This is a genomic window from Ruegeria sp. BG11 (assembly GCF_056538565.1).
Genome location: NZ_JBQFTH010000005.1, coordinates 85,867 through 99,089, shown reverse-complemented (window position 1 = coordinate 99,089; position 13,223 = coordinate 85,867). Strand labels below are relative to the sequence as shown.

Here is a 13,223-nt window from a genome sequence, read left to right as displayed (position 1 = left end):
CCACTGCTCTTGCAGGACCTTGCATACGGGTGCTAGGTGAGGCCAAATGTAATGAACAGACCCAAGGCAGAAGAGGCGGCAAGAATGGCCCAATTCCCAAGCAGTTTTGACAAAGAGGATCTGCTGAAATGCGCGCGAGGCGAACTTTTTGGCCCCGGCAATGCGCAATTGCCTGCCCCTCCGATGCTGATGATGGACCGGATCACCGACGTTTCGGGTGACGGAGGCGCACATGGCAAAGGCCATGTTGTCGCAGAATTCGACATCACGCCTGATCTTTGGTTCTTTGACTGCCATTTCCCCGGCAACCCGATCATGCCGGGCTGCTTGGGTCTGGATGGCCTATGGCAGCTGACCGGCTTCAACTTGGGCTGGCGCGGCTGGCAGGGGCGCGGCTATGCGTTGGGCGTTGGCGAAGTCAAACTGACCGGTATGGTCCGCCCGGACCGCAAGATGCTGACCTATTATGTTGATTTTACCAAAGCCGTACAAACACGTCGTCTGACCATGGGGGTCGCGGATGGCCGTGTCGAGGCGGATGGTGAAGTAATTTACCAAGTCAAAGATATGAAGGTTGCACTGTCCGAAAGCTGACGCCAGCGGACATTACGCCAACAGGAACGGAACACAGGAGAACGCATATGCGTCGCGTCGTCGTCACCGGTTTGGGGATCGTCTCCTCGATCGGGAACAATGCCGAAGAGGTTCTCGCCTCGCTCAAAGCAGGTAAATCCGGCATCGAGGCCAATGAGCAGATGGTCGAACATGGCTTTCGCAGCCAGATCGCCGGGTCGCTCAAGATTGACGTGTCCGAACACGTTGACAAACGTACCCTGCGTTTCATGGGGCCGGGTGCGGCCTACGCTCACATCGCAATGGGACAGGCTATTGCCGATTCCGGGCTGACCGAGGAACAGGTCGTCAATCCGCGCACCGGGTTGGTTGCCGGGTCCGGCGGACCGTCCACCAGCGCGATGCTGACCGCGCATCAGACGGTACTGAAGAACGGCGCCACCAAGCGGATCGGGCCTTTTGCCGTGCCGAAATGCATGTGTTCCACGATTTCCGCGAACCTTGCCACCGCCTATAAGATCAAGGGTATCAACTACTCGATCACCTCGGCGTGCTCGACCTCGCTACATTGCATCGGCAACGCGGCGGAACAGATCATGCTGGGCAAGCAGGACGTGATGTTCGCAGGCGGCGGCGAGGAGCTGGATTGGACCCTGTCCTGCCTGTTCGACGCGATGGGTGCGATGTCGTCCAAGTATAACGACACTCCGAAGAAAGCCTCGCGTGCGTTCGATCAGGACCGCGACGGCTTCGTGATCTCGGGTGGCGGCGGCATTGTCGTGCTTGAGGATCTGGACCATGCGCTGGCGCGCGGAGCCAAGATCTACGCCGAGGTGAACGGCTATGCCGCAACCTCGGACGGTCATGACATGGTGGCCCCGTCCGGTGAAGGCGGTGAGCGCGCGATGCGTCTGGCTCTTTCGACTCTGCCCGAAGGCCGCAAGGTTGGCTACATCAACGCGCACGGCACCTCGACCCCGGTCGGAGATGTGGGCGAAGTTGAAGCCGTGCGTCGCATCTTCGGCGAAGGCAACGTGCCGCCCATCTCATCCACCAAGTCGATGACCGGGCACGCACAAGGCGCGGCCGGAGCGCTTGAGGCGATCTTCTGCCTGCTCATGCTGGACAATGATTTCATAACACCGTCGATCAATGTCGACACACTAGCCGAAGGCATCCAGCCCGGTGAAATTGCAACTCAAGTGGTTGAAAATGCAGGTTTGGATTCGGTCATGACCAACAGCTTCGGCTTTGGCGGCACAAACGGATCCATGATCCTGTCAAAGTATAACGGGTGAACGAGATGTCGGAAGTTCTAAAAAGGAAACGCGGCCTTATCATGGGTGTCGCCAATGACCGGTCGATTGCCTGGGGTATCTCGAAAGCGATGCATGAAGCAGGGGCTGAACTGGCCTTCACCTATCAGGGCGATGCGTTCGGGAAGCGTCTGCAGCCATTGGCCGAAAGCCTCGGCAGCGACTTCATGGTGGATGCGGATGTCACCGATGACGCCTCGCTGGACCGCGCCTTTGGCGAGTTGGGCGAACGCTGGCCAACCATCGACTTTGTCGTTCACGCGATTGCCTATTCGGACAAGAACGAGCTGACAGGCCGGTTTCTGAACACCACAAGGGCCAATTTCAAGCACTCGATGGATGTGTCGGCCTACTCTTTCATCGAGGTCGCCCGTCGCGCCTATCCGCTGATGAAGGACAATGGCGGCTCACTACTGACGCTGACCTACCAAGGCTCGAATCGTGTGGTTCCGAATTACAACGTCATGGGCGTTGCCAAAGCCGCGCTGGAATCGGCAACACGGTATCTGGCCAACGATCTCGGCCCAGAGGGCATCCGCGTGAACGCGATTTCGCCCGGTCCGATGAAGACCCTGGCCGGGGCTGCAATTGGCGGTGCGCGCAAGACCTACAAGTTCTGCGACCAGAATGCGCCGATGCGCTCGAACGCTACGCTAGAGGCCGTTGGCGGCACAGCGGTTTACCTGACCTCGGATGCGGGGGCTTGCACCTCGGGCGAGATCATCAGAGTGGATGGCGGTTTCCACGTGCTTGGAATGCCACAGCCGGATTTCATGTGACCATATCTTTCCCAGACGCCGCCAAGATTTGACCATCTTTCGGCGTCAGGGATATGGGCATGAGCAAAACTGACCAGATCCTTGCCAGCAATACGCGTGGCACCCAGACCAAACGGAAGACGGGGTTCCTAAGCCCCCGCGCCCGTGTTCTGCTTTTGACGCTGACCACATTGCTGGTGTTGTTCGTGTTCTTCACGCAACCGCAGGTCCGTGCAGCGCTTGACGGGCTTTGGGGCTAAGACCTCAAGCCTTCAGTTCACCGAGACAACCTCAATATCGAAGATCAGGTCCTGCCCGGCCAGTGGGTGATTGGCGTCCAGCGTCACCGTGGCCTCGTTCGCCTCGACAACCGTTACCGGCAGCGCCTGACCATCGGGGGTCTGCATCTGCAACTGGGTTCCCGGCTCTAGTGGGATATCATCCGGAATACCCTCACGCGGGATGTCCTGCCGCATCGCCGGGTTGATCGGGCCATAGGCGTCGACACAGGCAATCTCGACCCGCTTCTTGTCACCAACCGCCAGTCCTGGCATCGCACTGTCCAGGCCGGGTATGATCTGGCCCGAACCAACAACGAACTCTAACGGATCGCGCCCGTCTGAGCTGTCAAACACGGTCTCGTCCAGCAGCGTGCCGGTATAGTGGATGCGAACTGTGTCGCCTTGTTTGATCTCAGACATTGGGCCTCCGGGGCTTGTGGGGAATAGGGCGCCGAACACAAGCGCGCTACGCCGGAGTCTGACGCGGCGCAAGATGCATGCATCTGATTCTGATGTCCAGATTGCGGTGCAGGCTTGCGCGTCCTCTTGTCGTCGCTTACACGCGCGCCTTCAATACCGAGCGGGCAGAACAGGAACATCCGATCCTATCGACAAGATGTTATCGCTACAGTCTTAAATAGAGATTGACCGGTGATGGGAATCTCTGCCATCAGCATCCTCATGTCCGGTTCCGGGTTCGCCCGGAGAAAAGGGAATGCGGTGCGGGGAATTCTGATCCACCCAATGCCGCAACTGCCCCCGCAACTGTAGGCGGTGAGCAGGGCTGATGCGCCACTGGGTTCCACCCGGGAAGGCCAGCCCGTTGCTTTGACCCGCAAGTCAGGAGACCTGCCGGACATGCACCCTCGGAAGGGGTGTGTCACCGATGCCGGGGTGTGCATTGGGCCGATGCCCTTATTTTGGGTAAATGGCTCCGTTTGTCCCGATATCAAGCAAGAAACGTGCCGGGGTTGGCACGAAGGACGAAGGAAACACTTTGTGAAGAAGCTGTTTTGCACGGCTGCTGCCGCGCTGGCGATTCCAGCGATGGCGCACGCACATTTTCTGCTGGAATACACCACCGACACGCTGATCGAGGCGCCGGGCGACGTGCCGGTCAAGCTGATCTTCTGGCACCCGTTTGAAAACGGCCATGTCATGGATCTGGAAAAGCCGCAGGAATTCTACGTGATCCACAATGGCGAAAAGACCGACCTGCTGGACACGCTGGAGCCCATCCGGTTTTCGAGCCCCGAGAACGAAGGCGCGGCCTTTCAAGGTTCTGTCCCGGTTAAGCGTTCGGGCGACTACGTGATGGTCACTGTGCCTGAGCCCTATTACGAAGAGGCCGAGGATATCTATATCCAGCAGATCACCAAAGCGTTCCTGAACCGCAACGAACTGCCGACCGACTGGATGAACCCTGCAGGTCTGGCGACCGAGATCGTACCGCTGAACAAGCCCTACAACATCATCGCAGGCTCGACCTTCACCGGTCAGGTTCTGGCAAACGGCGAACCGGTTGCCGGCGCTGAGATCGAGATCGAATACATGGCGGCCAAGCCCAGCTTCGACAGCCAAGCCTCCTCCGAACCCACCGTTTCGCCGATGCCCGGTGGCGCCGTGGTGGCCATTTCCGACGCCAACGGCTATTTCTCCTTCGGTGTCCCGAAAGCTGGTTACTGGGGCTTTGCCGCCCTGGGCGCTGGTCCTGAAACCGAACATGAAGGCAAAGAGCTGAGCCAGGACGCGGTGATCTGGATCCGCGCCTGGGACATGGAGTAACCACAGATGCACATCGTCGACGGAGCCCTATCCAACCCGGTCGTCATCGGCGGAGCCGTTGCCGCCGCTGGTGGGGTCGCAATGGGCCTCAGGTCGCTGGATCTGGACCGCATCCCCACAGCAGGGGTGCTGGCGGCCAGTTTCTTCGTGGCCTCTCTGATCCACGTGCCGATCGGCCCGTCGTCGGTGCATCTGATCCTCAACGGTCTGGCCGGGCTTCTGCTCGGCTGGGCCGCCTTCCCGGCCCTGTTTGTGGGTCTGCTCCTGCAGGCAGTCTTTTTCGGCTTCGGCGGGCTTACGGTGCTGGGGATCAATACGCTTAACATCGCCTTTCCGGCCGTTCTGGCGGGGCTGCTGTTCCGCCCCCTGATCGGGCGCGGTTCGCCGGTCCATGGAGCGATTTGGGGTGGCATAGGTGGTGCCTTTGCCATTGCAGCCACGACCGTCATGGTGGGCATTTCATTGGCCCTTTCAGGGGACGAATTCCTCCCTGCCGCCAAGCTGGTCTTCTTTGCCCACATCCCGGTTATGATAGTCGAGGCCGTCCTGACCGGATTTGCCGTTCTTCTCGCGCGAAAAGTCAAACCTGAACTGTTCCTGACAAGGCCCGCCACATGAGAAAGATTGCGCTCATCCTGGCCCTATGCGCGGCCCCTCTGCCCGCGCTGGCCCATAAGGTGATTGCCGGAGTCTTTGCGTCCGGCGATGCGATCGAAGGGGAAATCGGCTTCTCCAACGGCACCATGGCGACCGATACCGAGGTCGTCGTGACCGATCCAAACGGGGTCGAGCTGGGCCGGGCCACGACCAACGCAGACGGGTTCTTCATCTACACGCCCACCACAGCCGTCGCCCATACCTTCTTTGCCGACCTCGGCGCCGGTCACGTGGCCGAGGTCACCATGCCCGCCGATGACGTTGCCAAGATCATGGGCGTCGCCATCCAGAACAAGCCTGCAGCGTCACCCACGCCTACGCCCGCCTCGGAGGGCGTCACAATGGCCTCTCTCAGCGAAGAAGAGCGTCAGGCCATCGCAGCAGCGGTCCGCGACGAAATACGCCCTCTACGCCGGGAAATCGCCGCCTATCGTGAACATAACGACCTACAGACCATTCTAGGCGGCATCGGTTACATCTTTGGCCTGTTCGGGCTGGGCTTCTACCTCGCGGCGCGGAGGAAACTGGCAGGCTGATGGCACACGTACTGGAACCACAGGAGCGGACACTGGCCGAGGCTGGCACGATCGGTCAACGGGGGTTGATCACCGCGCTTGATCCGCGCGTCCGCGTCGTCATGTCCGTTTTGTTTGCGGTCGTTGTGGTCTCCCTATCCTCCCTGCCCGCCCTTGCGGCGGCGCTGATGATCGCGCTGTCTCTGCTGGTGATATCCCGGCTGCCTTGGCGCAAGACACTCAAGCGGATGGCGATGATGGACAGTTTCATCATCTTCATGCTGGTCCTCTTGCCGTTCACCATGCCTGGCGACCCTATGTTTACCATCTGGGGATTTCCGGCCAGCTGGCAAGGGCTCTGGAAAGCCGTGGAAATCGCGCTGACCGCCAACGCCGTGATCCTGACCGTGATGGTTCTGGTCGGCACAATGGAGCCTGTCACACTGGGCCACGCCCTGCACCGGCTACGCTGCCCGGAAACACTGGTGCACCTTCTGATGTTCACCATCAGATACATCGACGTCTTGCATGAGGAATACCAACGCCTCCGCGCCGCTATGAAAGTCCGAGGCTTCCGTCCCGGCACCAACTGGCACACCTATCGCAGCTTTGGCTATCTGGTCGGCATGATGCTAGTCCGGGCAATCGAACGGTCCGAGCGCATCCTCGGCGCGATGAAATGCCGGGGGTTTTCAGGCAAGATGCTGTTGCTGCAAGACTATAGCATCAACCGACGTGATATTGTCTTTGCTGCCGGGCTTGGAGCCCTCTGTCTAGCCCTGATCCTAGTGGAATTCGCATGACCCTAATCGCGCTGGACAACATCTGCTTTGCCTATCACGGGCAAGAACCGGTTCTGAACGGTGCAAACCTGCAGCTGGAGGCCGGACAACGCCTGTCTCTGACCGGCCCGAACGGGTCTGGAAAGTCCACGCTTCTACGTATCACACTTGGTCTGCAGCGACCTTCCTCGGGTACAGTGTCCGTTTTTGGCAAACCACGACAGGCCGAGGCAGATTTCCATGAAGTGCGCCGCCATATCGGGCTTGTCTTTCAAGACCCTGACGACCAACTGTTTTGCCCCACTGTGGCTGAGGACATTGCCTTTGGTCCGTTGAACCTCCGCAAGACGCGCGACGAGGCCTTGGAGATTGTAGAACGCGTTCTCGGTGATCTCGACCTCATGCATCTGAAGGAACGGACCACGCATAAACTGTCAGGTGGCGAAAAGCGTCTGATCACGCTGGCAACGGTTCTGGCGATGGAGCCCCAGGCCCTGCTGCTGGATGAGCCGACCAATGCGCTGGACACCAAGAACGAGGCGCGGTTGCTCGAAATCCTGCAATCTCTGCCTCAGGCTATCCTTCTGGTCAGCCATTCTCCTGCATTTCGCGATGCGCTGGCTCCGGACAGGCTGGAATTGCAAGACGGTAAGCTGGTCGCCGTGTGAGAAAGCCTATTTTTGGTCGCGCCGATGCAAGCAATTTGCAACTGCGCAAAGAAAAACCCCGCGTCGAGGACACGGGGTTCTTTTTTGAAAGCTATAGGCTTTCTTATTCTTCTGCGGCCTCTTCGGCTGCAACGCGAGCTTTGTCAGCTGCGCCTTTGGCGTCGACGTCACGATCAACGAATTCGATAATCGCCATCGGAGCCATGTCGCCATAGCGGAAGCCTGCTTTCAGGATGCGGACATAACCGCCCTGACGCTCGGCATAGCGGGGGCCCAGAACTTCGAACAGCTTTGCGACGTCTTTGTCTTCTTTCAGCTGTGCTGCGGCCTGACGACGGGCGTGCAGGTCGCCGCGCTTGCCCAGAGTGACCAGCTTTTCGATGATCGGGCGCAGTTCTTTTGCCTTGGGCAGAGTTGTTTTGATTTGCTCATGCTCAATGAGCGAGCCAGCCATGTTGGCAAACAGAGCCTTGCGGTGCTCATGAGTACGGTTCAGGCGGCGGTAACCACGTGCGTGACGCATTTTTCAGTTCCTATCTTGCGTTTTGCTTTGTCTGGCCGGCGATGCGTGTCACCGGCTCTCCTTGGGGCGGAAGTGCCCATACAGTCCCCGGAAGCCCGGGCATTTGTGAAGACGCGCTTAGAACGCGTCTTCGAATTTCTTCGCCAGATCTTCGATGTTGTCGGGCGGCCAATCCTCGACATCCATGCCGAGGTGCAGACCCATGCCGGACAGCACTTCTTTGATCTCGTTCAGCGACTTGCGGCCGAAGTTCGGGGTGCGCAGCATCTCGGCTTCGGTCTTCTGGATCAGGTCGCCGATGTAAACGATGTTGTCGTTCTTCAGGCAGTTTGCCGAACGGACCGACAGCTCCAGCTCGTCGACTTTCTTCAGCAGCAGCGGGTTGAACTCCAGACCATCGTCTTCGTCCTGGCGGCCAGCCGATTCCGGCTCGTCGAAGTTGACGAAGATCGACAGCTGATCCTGCAGGATGCGCGCAGCATAGGCCAGCGCGTCTTCCGGCGTGATCGAACCGTCGGTTTCGATCTTCAGGGTCAGCTTGTCATAGTCCAGAACCTGACCTTCACGGGTCGGCTGAACGTCGTAGGCAACCTTTTTGACCGGCGAGTAGATTGCGTCGATCGGGATCAGGCCGATGGGTGCATCTTCCGGCTTGTTCTTCTCAGCCGAGACGTATCCCTTGCCAGTGTTGACGGTCAGTTCCATGAACAGGTCGGCGCCATCATCCAGGTGGCAGATGACGTGATCGCGGTTCAGAACCTCGATGCCGGCGCTTTCGCTGATGTCACCAGCGGTGACAACCGCGGGACCTTTGGCATTGATCGACAGACGCTTGGGGCCTTCGACTTCCATGCGCAGCGACACGCCTTTGAGGTTCAGGATGATGTCGGTGACGTCTTCACGTACGCCCGCCACGCTCGAGAACTCGTGCAGGACGTTGTCGATTTGAACGCTGGTGATGGCCGCGCCTTGCAACGAGCTCATCAGAACGCGGCGCAGCGCGTTGCCCAGTGTCAGACCAAAGCCACGCTCCAGCGGTTCAGCAACCAAGGTTGCCTGACGCGCAGGGTCGTTGCCCGGCTTGCCGTCCAGCTGGGTCGGCTTGATCAATTCTGCCCAATTCTTGTGGATCATGTAATCCCTCCATTCCTGTCCGCGCCCCATGACCAACAAGGTGCAGACGCCCGAGGTTCAAAATGACATGCTGGGGCCGCGCAAAAACGCAGCCCCAGCTGAATTCAAAATCGCTTAGACGCGGCGGCGCTTCGGCGGGCGGCAGCCGTTGTGAGCGATCGGAGTCACGTCGCGGATCGACGTGATGTTGAAGCCCACGGCAGCCAGTGCACGCAGAGCCGATTCACGACCCGAACCGGGGCCCTGAACTTCGACTTCCAGCGTCTTGACGCCATGTTCCTGCGCCTTCTTGCCTGCATCTTCTGCAGCCATCTGAGCGGCGTAGGGAGTCGATTTCCGCGACCCTTTGAAGCCCATGGTACCGGCAGACGACCACGAGATGGCGTTGCCCTGCACGTCCGAGATCAGGATCTTGGTGTTGTTGAAGGTCGAGTTCACATGGGCGACGCCCGATGCGATGTTCTTACGCTCTTTGCGCTTAACGCGAGTCTTATCACGTGCCATCAGTCAGACCCTCCCTTATTTCTTCTTACCAGCGATGGCCTTTGCGGGGCCTTTGCGGGTACGAGCATTGGTGTGGGTGCGCTGACCGCGAACAGGCAGGTTGCGGCGGTGACGCAGACCGCGGTAGCAGCCCAGATCCATCAGGCGCTTGACGTTCATTTGAACTTCACGACGCAGGTCACCTTCGACGGTAAAGTTTTCGTCGATGAATTCACGGATCTTCAGAACTTCGGCGTCGGACAGTTCGTTGACGCGACGGGTCGCTTCAATGCCCACGGCTTCGCAGATCGCTTTGGCCGAGGTGTTGCCGATTCCGGTGATGTATGTGAGGGCGATTGGTACCCGCTTTGCAGTCGGGATGTTTACGCCGGCAATACGTGCCACGTGTCACTTTCCTTTTCGTTGCGGTTCCGTAACTCCAGAACCTTTTTTCACAACGCCTAACCGTGGCAGTGTCGCCAGAGGGCTCAGCATTTTATGATATGATCATGTGAACGGAATACCCGCGCACAATTCGATTCTCTTCCGAGATAGCGTCAATTAGTGTCGCGCGACCCGCGCGTCAAGCGCAGATCGCATATTGATCCCGAATTCACTCCGCAAGCTCGATTTCGGGGAAGGTCCAGGTCCCGTCGATCACTTCGGGCGCGGATTGGTACAGACGCACGGTATAGTTCCAGCCCTCCATGATCGGCAGGCAATTCATACGGCCGTCGTCGCAACCACCGAAATGAACCGTCATCGACCCATCCGGGTTGCTATCGCCCGTCACCGAGTTGATCACGTAGACACCCAGATCGTTCTCTTCAAAGAACCCCGCCGCGTTATACAGGCTGACCGACCAGAACGCGCCAACCGGAACCTCGGCAGGAACCTTGAGCTTGTACGCCCCCAGTTCCAGCCCCGGCTCGACGTTCAGATAGAAGGCCTGCGCCTCTGGCAGACCGCCCCAGCCGAACGCTGTTCCCAGCAGGTGGCGCACAGGGTTAACCGCCTCTTTCGAGCCGAATGTGCCGGTGCTGTCGGGTGAGAAACGCGCCAGCTCCAACACGGCGCTCAACACCTCATCAAACGCATCCTTGTCATAGTGAACTTCGTCGAAAGGACGCGCCGAATTAGCCTGCAGCGTAACGCCATCCTGCAACGCGGTTACTTCGGCTATGTCTGCGGGGTCTTCCGAGTCGACGAGGTACCGAAACAACAGCGCAACATAAGGCGTATCGAACTGATCGATCGTCAGCTCATAGGTACCACCGCCTAGGAACACATCATTGACGTAGTGATCCTGATTGACCACCTGTACGGAGACATAGCGATCCCCGGTGTCCGGCACGGTCAGCACAGCGCCGTCCGAAATATCAACCACCGCCATGCTATAGAGCGTATCCCGGTTCATGCGGATCGTCGGTTGCATATCCAACGGTGTAGGCTCGCGCACATGAAACAGCGTGTTGACGCCGCCCGACTGCGCCAGATACTTCCGAAATTCGATATCTGTCGCCGCACGGACAAAGTTGTCGATGGTCACCGGCGTCGGTTCTGCACAAGCACCGATTGCTGCCATAGTCAGAGCGGACGTCATCGCGAGCGATTTAAGCGATAGACTCATAGCTATCTCCCAACAAAAAATGCGCGCGTTGGCCGAAGTGATACCTCGTCAAACGCACACATTCAATTGTCAAGATGTGTTACCTTAGGGCAGCTTCGATTGCGCCCTGAACCTCTTCGATTTCGCCCAGTCCGTTGATCTTGGTCAGTTGACCCTTGGCATAATAGTAGCCGATCAGCGGCGAGGTTTTCTTGTAGTACTCCATCAAGCGGGTCTTGAGGCTTTCCTCATTGTCATCCGCGCGGCGCTTGAAGTCATTCTCTTTGCCGCAATTGGAGCATTTGCCGTCTGCGGGAATCGGCTTGGTGATGTCGTTGTAGACCTCGCCACAGCCGCCACATGTCGACCGCGCGGTGATCCGTTCGACCAGAGCGGCATCGTCGACTTCCATCTCGATCACGGCGTCCAGGCTGTTGCCGGTGCTGTCCAGCAACTCACCCAGCGCGTCGGCCTGTGCCAATGTGCGCGGGAAGCCGTCAAAGATGAAACCGCCCTCTGCACCTGCGTCCAGCTTTTCACGGATCAGACCGATCACGATCTCATCGGTCACAAGCTGCCCTTTGGCCATAACCTCGGCCACACGGTTGCCCATCTCGGTGCCGCTATCCTTGGCCTCGCGCAGCATATCACCAGTGCTAAGCTGCACCATACCGCGTGTTTCGACCAGATGACGCGCCTGGGTACCTTTACCGGCACCCGGGGGGCCAAGCAGAATGATATTCATCGACGAGCAGCTCCCTTTCTGCCGCGTTTCTTGCCTTTGCCGCGCAGTTGGGACTTTTCGATCAGCCCTTCATATTGATGCGCCAGCAGGTGGCTCTGAACCTGTTGGATCGTGTCCATGGTTACAGAGACGATAATCAGAACTGAGGTGCCACCGAAGTAGAACGGGATGGCAAACTGGTTCCGAACGATTTCGGGCAGCAGACAGACCAGCGCGAGATAAGCCGAACCCAGAACCAGAACGCGGTTGACCACGTATTCGAGATACTCGGCGGTTTTCTTGCCAGGGCGGATGCCGGGCACAAAACCGTTCTGCTTTTTCAGGTTGTCGGCCACGTCATCCGGTTTGAAAGATACGTTGAACGTATAGAAATACGCGAAGAACACGATCATCGACGCGAAGAACAGCAGATAGAGCGGCTGTCCCGGGCCAAAGTTCGCCAGCAGCCACGACATGACCGGACCGTTGGCCGCACCCGACGAGAAGGTCGAAATCGTCACCGGCAGCAACAGCAGCGAGCTTGCAAAGATCGCAGGGATAACGCCCGACGGGTTGACCTTGACCGGCAGGTGGCTCGAGCCGCCTTCGTAAACCTTCATACCGGCCTGACGGCGCGGGTATTGAATGTGGATCTTTCGCAGGGCCCGTTCCATGAACACCACAAAGGTGATCACGACGATGACCATGAGGATTACACCAACGATCACGGCCGGGCTGATTGCGCCCGAACGACCCGAGGCAAAGAACTGAGCCAGAGCGGCCGGAACTTCGGCGATGATGCCGACGAAGATGATCAGAGAGATCCCGTTTCCGATGCCGCGCGCAGTGATCTGCTCACCCAGCCACATCAGGAACATGGTGCCGCCGACCAGAGTGATCATGGTCGACATGCGGAAGAACAGGCCCGGATCGGTCGCCAAATCACCCGATTCCAACGAAACGGCCAGACCATAGGCCTGCACGGTGGCCAGCGCCACAGTACCGAAACGAGTGTATTGGTTGATCTTCTTGCGGCCCTGCTCGCCCTCCTTCTTGAGTTGCTCGAGCGCGGGAACCATGGAAGTCAGCAGCTGCACGATGATCGAGGCCGAGATATAGGGCATGATGCCGAGGGCAAAGATACCCATTCGACCCAGCGCCCCGCCGGTGAACATCGAAACCATGCCGCCGATGCCTTGCCCCGCTTGCTCCATGAATTCACGCAGCGCTTGTCCGTCGATTCCCGGCACCGGAATGAAGGTGCCCAGGCGATAAACGATCAACAAACCCAGTGTAAACAGGATGCGGTTGCGCAGATCGGTGGCTTTGCCAAGGGCAGACCAGCTTGTGTTGGCTGCCATTTGTTCTGCTGCTGATACCATAAATCGGTCTCTCTTATGAAAACACCGCCCGGA

17 protein-coding genes and 1 riboswitch are annotated in these 13,223 nt (G+C 58.6%); of the genes, 9 read left to right on the top strand and 8 right to left on the bottom strand.

Annotated features, from left to right (window positions below; all coding sequences use genetic code 11):
• Window positions 1–84: 84 nt before the first annotated feature.
• The 4 genes from fabA to ACR0JF_RS09725 are packed head-to-tail and all read left to right on the top strand — an operon-like array spanning window position 85 to window position 2,907.
• Entirely contained in the window at window positions 85–594 is a 510-nt protein-coding gene (gene fabA / locus ACR0JF_RS09740; protein WP_170378117.1) for a bifunctional 3-hydroxydecanoyl-ACP dehydratase/trans-2-decenoyl-ACP isomerase, read from the top strand.
• Between the two features lie 47 nt (window positions 595–641).
• Window positions 642–1,871 carry a beta-ketoacyl-ACP synthase I gene (gene fabB, locus ACR0JF_RS09735; protein ID WP_170659881.1) on the top strand — a complete coding sequence of 410 codons (1,230 nt, stop codon included), beginning with the start codon at window positions 642–644 and terminating at the stop codon, window positions 1,869–1,871.
• Window positions 1,872–1,876: 5 nt separating this feature from the next.
• Window positions 1,877–2,668, top strand: coding sequence for an enoyl-ACP reductase FabI (locus tag ACR0JF_RS09730; RefSeq protein ID WP_170659880.1), 792 nt, complete (start codon window positions 1,877–1,879; stop codon window positions 2,666–2,668).
• Between the two features lie 59 nt (window positions 2,669–2,727).
• Window positions 2,728–2,907, top strand: a complete 180-nt coding sequence (locus ACR0JF_RS09725; protein WP_170640503.1) for a hypothetical protein — start codon at window positions 2,728–2,730, stop codon at window positions 2,905–2,907.
• 12 nt (window positions 2,908–2,919) lie between these two features.
• Here ACR0JF_RS09725 and ACR0JF_RS09720 read toward each other — a convergent pair whose 3' ends face one another.
• On the bottom strand, window positions 2,920–3,348 hold the full coding sequence (locus tag ACR0JF_RS09720) for an FKBP-type peptidyl-prolyl cis-trans isomerase (RefSeq protein ID WP_170377657.1): 429 nt from the start codon (window positions 3,346–3,348) through the stop codon (window positions 2,920–2,922).
• Between the two features lie 249 nt (window positions 3,349–3,597).
• Window positions 3,598–3,799: riboswitch (cobalamin riboswitch) on the top strand.
• 128 nt (window positions 3,800–3,927) lie between these two features.
• Here ACR0JF_RS09720 and ACR0JF_RS09715 point away from each other — a divergent pair.
• Genes ACR0JF_RS09715 through ACR0JF_RS09695 form a run of 5 tightly spaced genes read left to right on the top strand, consistent with a single transcriptional unit; the run spans window position 3,928 to window position 7,335 of the window.
• A complete protein-coding gene (locus ACR0JF_RS09715; RefSeq protein WP_480669199.1) occupies window positions 3,928–4,713 on the top strand; it encodes a DUF4198 domain-containing protein in 786 nt (261 codons plus the stop codon).
• A gap of 6 nt (window positions 4,714–4,719) precedes the next feature.
• Complete coding sequence (gene cbiM, locus ACR0JF_RS09710; protein WP_170659879.1) at window positions 4,720–5,331, top strand: cobalt transporter CbiM; 612 nt, start codon at window positions 4,720–4,722, stop codon at window positions 5,329–5,331.
• A complete protein-coding gene (locus tag ACR0JF_RS09705; RefSeq protein ID WP_170659878.1) occupies window positions 5,328–5,906 on the top strand; it encodes an Ig-like domain-containing protein in 579 nt (192 codons plus the stop codon). Before cbiM ends, ACR0JF_RS09705 begins: the two co-directional genes overlap by 4 nt.
• The gene (gene cbiQ / locus ACR0JF_RS09700; RefSeq protein ID WP_170640510.1) at window positions 5,906–6,688 is read left to right on the top strand and encodes a cobalt ECF transporter T component CbiQ; all 783 of its coding nucleotides are present in this window, start codon (window positions 5,906–5,908) and stop codon (window positions 6,686–6,688) included. Before ACR0JF_RS09705 ends, cbiQ begins: the two co-directional genes overlap by 1 nt.
• Window positions 6,685–7,335, top strand: a complete 651-nt coding sequence (locus tag ACR0JF_RS09695; RefSeq protein WP_170640513.1) for an ABC transporter ATP-binding protein — start codon at window positions 6,685–6,687, stop codon at window positions 7,333–7,335. The genes cbiQ and ACR0JF_RS09695 overlap by 4 nt, the downstream gene beginning before the upstream one ends.
• Before the next feature lie 103 nt (window positions 7,336–7,438).
• Here the strand turns inward: ACR0JF_RS09695 and rplQ are convergent, their stop codons facing one another.
• From rplQ to secY, 7 genes are all read right to left on the bottom strand, one after another.
• On the bottom strand, window positions 7,439–7,858 hold the full coding sequence (gene rplQ / locus ACR0JF_RS09690) for a 50S ribosomal protein L17 (RefSeq protein ID WP_170334079.1): 420 nt from the start codon (window positions 7,856–7,858) through the stop codon (window positions 7,439–7,441).
• A gap of 117 nt (window positions 7,859–7,975) precedes the next feature.
• Window positions 7,976–8,992, bottom strand: a complete 1,017-nt coding sequence (locus ACR0JF_RS09685; protein ID WP_170377644.1) for a DNA-directed RNA polymerase subunit alpha — start codon at window positions 8,990–8,992, stop codon at window positions 7,976–7,978.
• Between the two features lie 114 nt (window positions 8,993–9,106).
• Window positions 9,107–9,496, bottom strand: coding sequence for a 30S ribosomal protein S11 (gene rpsK / locus ACR0JF_RS09680; protein WP_008757289.1), 390 nt, complete (start codon window positions 9,494–9,496; stop codon window positions 9,107–9,109).
• A 15-nt stretch (window positions 9,497–9,511) separates the two neighbouring features.
• The gene (gene rpsM, locus ACR0JF_RS09675; RefSeq protein WP_170377641.1) at window positions 9,512–9,880 is read right to left on the bottom strand and encodes a 30S ribosomal protein S13; all 369 of its coding nucleotides are present in this window, start codon (window positions 9,878–9,880) and stop codon (window positions 9,512–9,514) included.
• A 208-nt stretch (window positions 9,881–10,088) separates the two neighbouring features.
• Window positions 10,089–11,105, bottom strand: a complete 1,017-nt coding sequence (locus tag ACR0JF_RS09670) for a DUF1254 domain-containing protein (protein ID WP_480669195.1) — start codon at window positions 11,103–11,105, stop codon at window positions 10,089–10,091.
• A 79-nt stretch (window positions 11,106–11,184) separates the two neighbouring features.
• Window positions 11,185–11,829, bottom strand: coding sequence for an adenylate kinase (locus ACR0JF_RS09665; protein ID WP_170377639.1), 645 nt, complete (start codon window positions 11,827–11,829; stop codon window positions 11,185–11,187).
• Window positions 11,826–13,190 carry a preprotein translocase subunit SecY gene (gene secY, locus ACR0JF_RS09660; RefSeq protein ID WP_170555668.1) on the bottom strand — a complete coding sequence of 455 codons (1,365 nt, stop codon included), beginning with the start codon at window positions 13,188–13,190 and terminating at the stop codon, window positions 11,826–11,828. The genes ACR0JF_RS09665 and secY overlap by 4 nt, the downstream gene beginning before the upstream one ends.
• Window positions 13,191–13,223: the final 33 nt, after the last annotated feature.

Coding starts and splice junctions, on each gene's coding strand:
- ACR0JF_RS09670 (WP_480669195.1), bottom strand. CDS start 11,105: ATGAGTCTATCGCTTAAATCGCTCGCGATGACGTCCGCTCTGACTATG.
- ACR0JF_RS09695 (WP_170640513.1), top strand. CDS start 6,685: ATGACCCTAATCGCGCTGGACAACATCTGCTTTGCCTATCACGGGCAA.
- ACR0JF_RS09730 (WP_170659880.1), top strand. CDS start 1,877: ATGTCGGAAGTTCTAAAAAGGAAACGCGGCCTTATCATGGGTGTCGCC.
- cbiM (WP_170659879.1), top strand. CDS start 4,720: ATGCACATCGTCGACGGAGCCCTATCCAACCCGGTCGTCATCGGCGGA.
- ACR0JF_RS09720 (WP_170377657.1), bottom strand. CDS start 3,348: ATGTCTGAGATCAAACAAGGCGACACAGTTCGCATCCACTATACCGGC.
- ACR0JF_RS09685 (WP_170377644.1), bottom strand. CDS start 8,992: ATGATCCACAAGAATTGGGCAGAATTGATCAAGCCGACCCAGCTGGAC.
- fabB (WP_170659881.1), top strand. CDS start 642: ATGCGTCGCGTCGTCGTCACCGGTTTGGGGATCGTCTCCTCGATCGGG.
- rplQ (WP_170334079.1), bottom strand. CDS start 7,858: ATGCGTCACGCACGTGGTTACCGCCGCCTGAACCGTACTCATGAGCAC.
- secY (WP_170555668.1), bottom strand. CDS start 13,190: ATGGTATCAGCAGCAGAACAAATGGCAGCCAACACAAGCTGGTCTGCC.
- fabA (WP_170378117.1), top strand. CDS start 85: ATGGCCCAATTCCCAAGCAGTTTTGACAAAGAGGATCTGCTGAAATGC.
- ACR0JF_RS09705 (WP_170659878.1), top strand. CDS start 5,328: ATGAGAAAGATTGCGCTCATCCTGGCCCTATGCGCGGCCCCTCTGCCC.
- ACR0JF_RS09725 (WP_170640503.1), top strand. CDS start 2,728: ATGAGCAAAACTGACCAGATCCTTGCCAGCAATACGCGTGGCACCCAG.
- ACR0JF_RS09665 (WP_170377639.1), bottom strand. CDS start 11,829: ATGAATATCATTCTGCTTGGCCCCCCGGGTGCCGGTAAAGGTACCCAG.
- cbiQ (WP_170640510.1), top strand. CDS start 5,906: ATGGCACACGTACTGGAACCACAGGAGCGGACACTGGCCGAGGCTGGC.
- rpsK (WP_008757289.1), bottom strand. CDS start 9,496: ATGGCACGTGATAAGACTCGCGTTAAGCGCAAAGAGCGTAAGAACATC.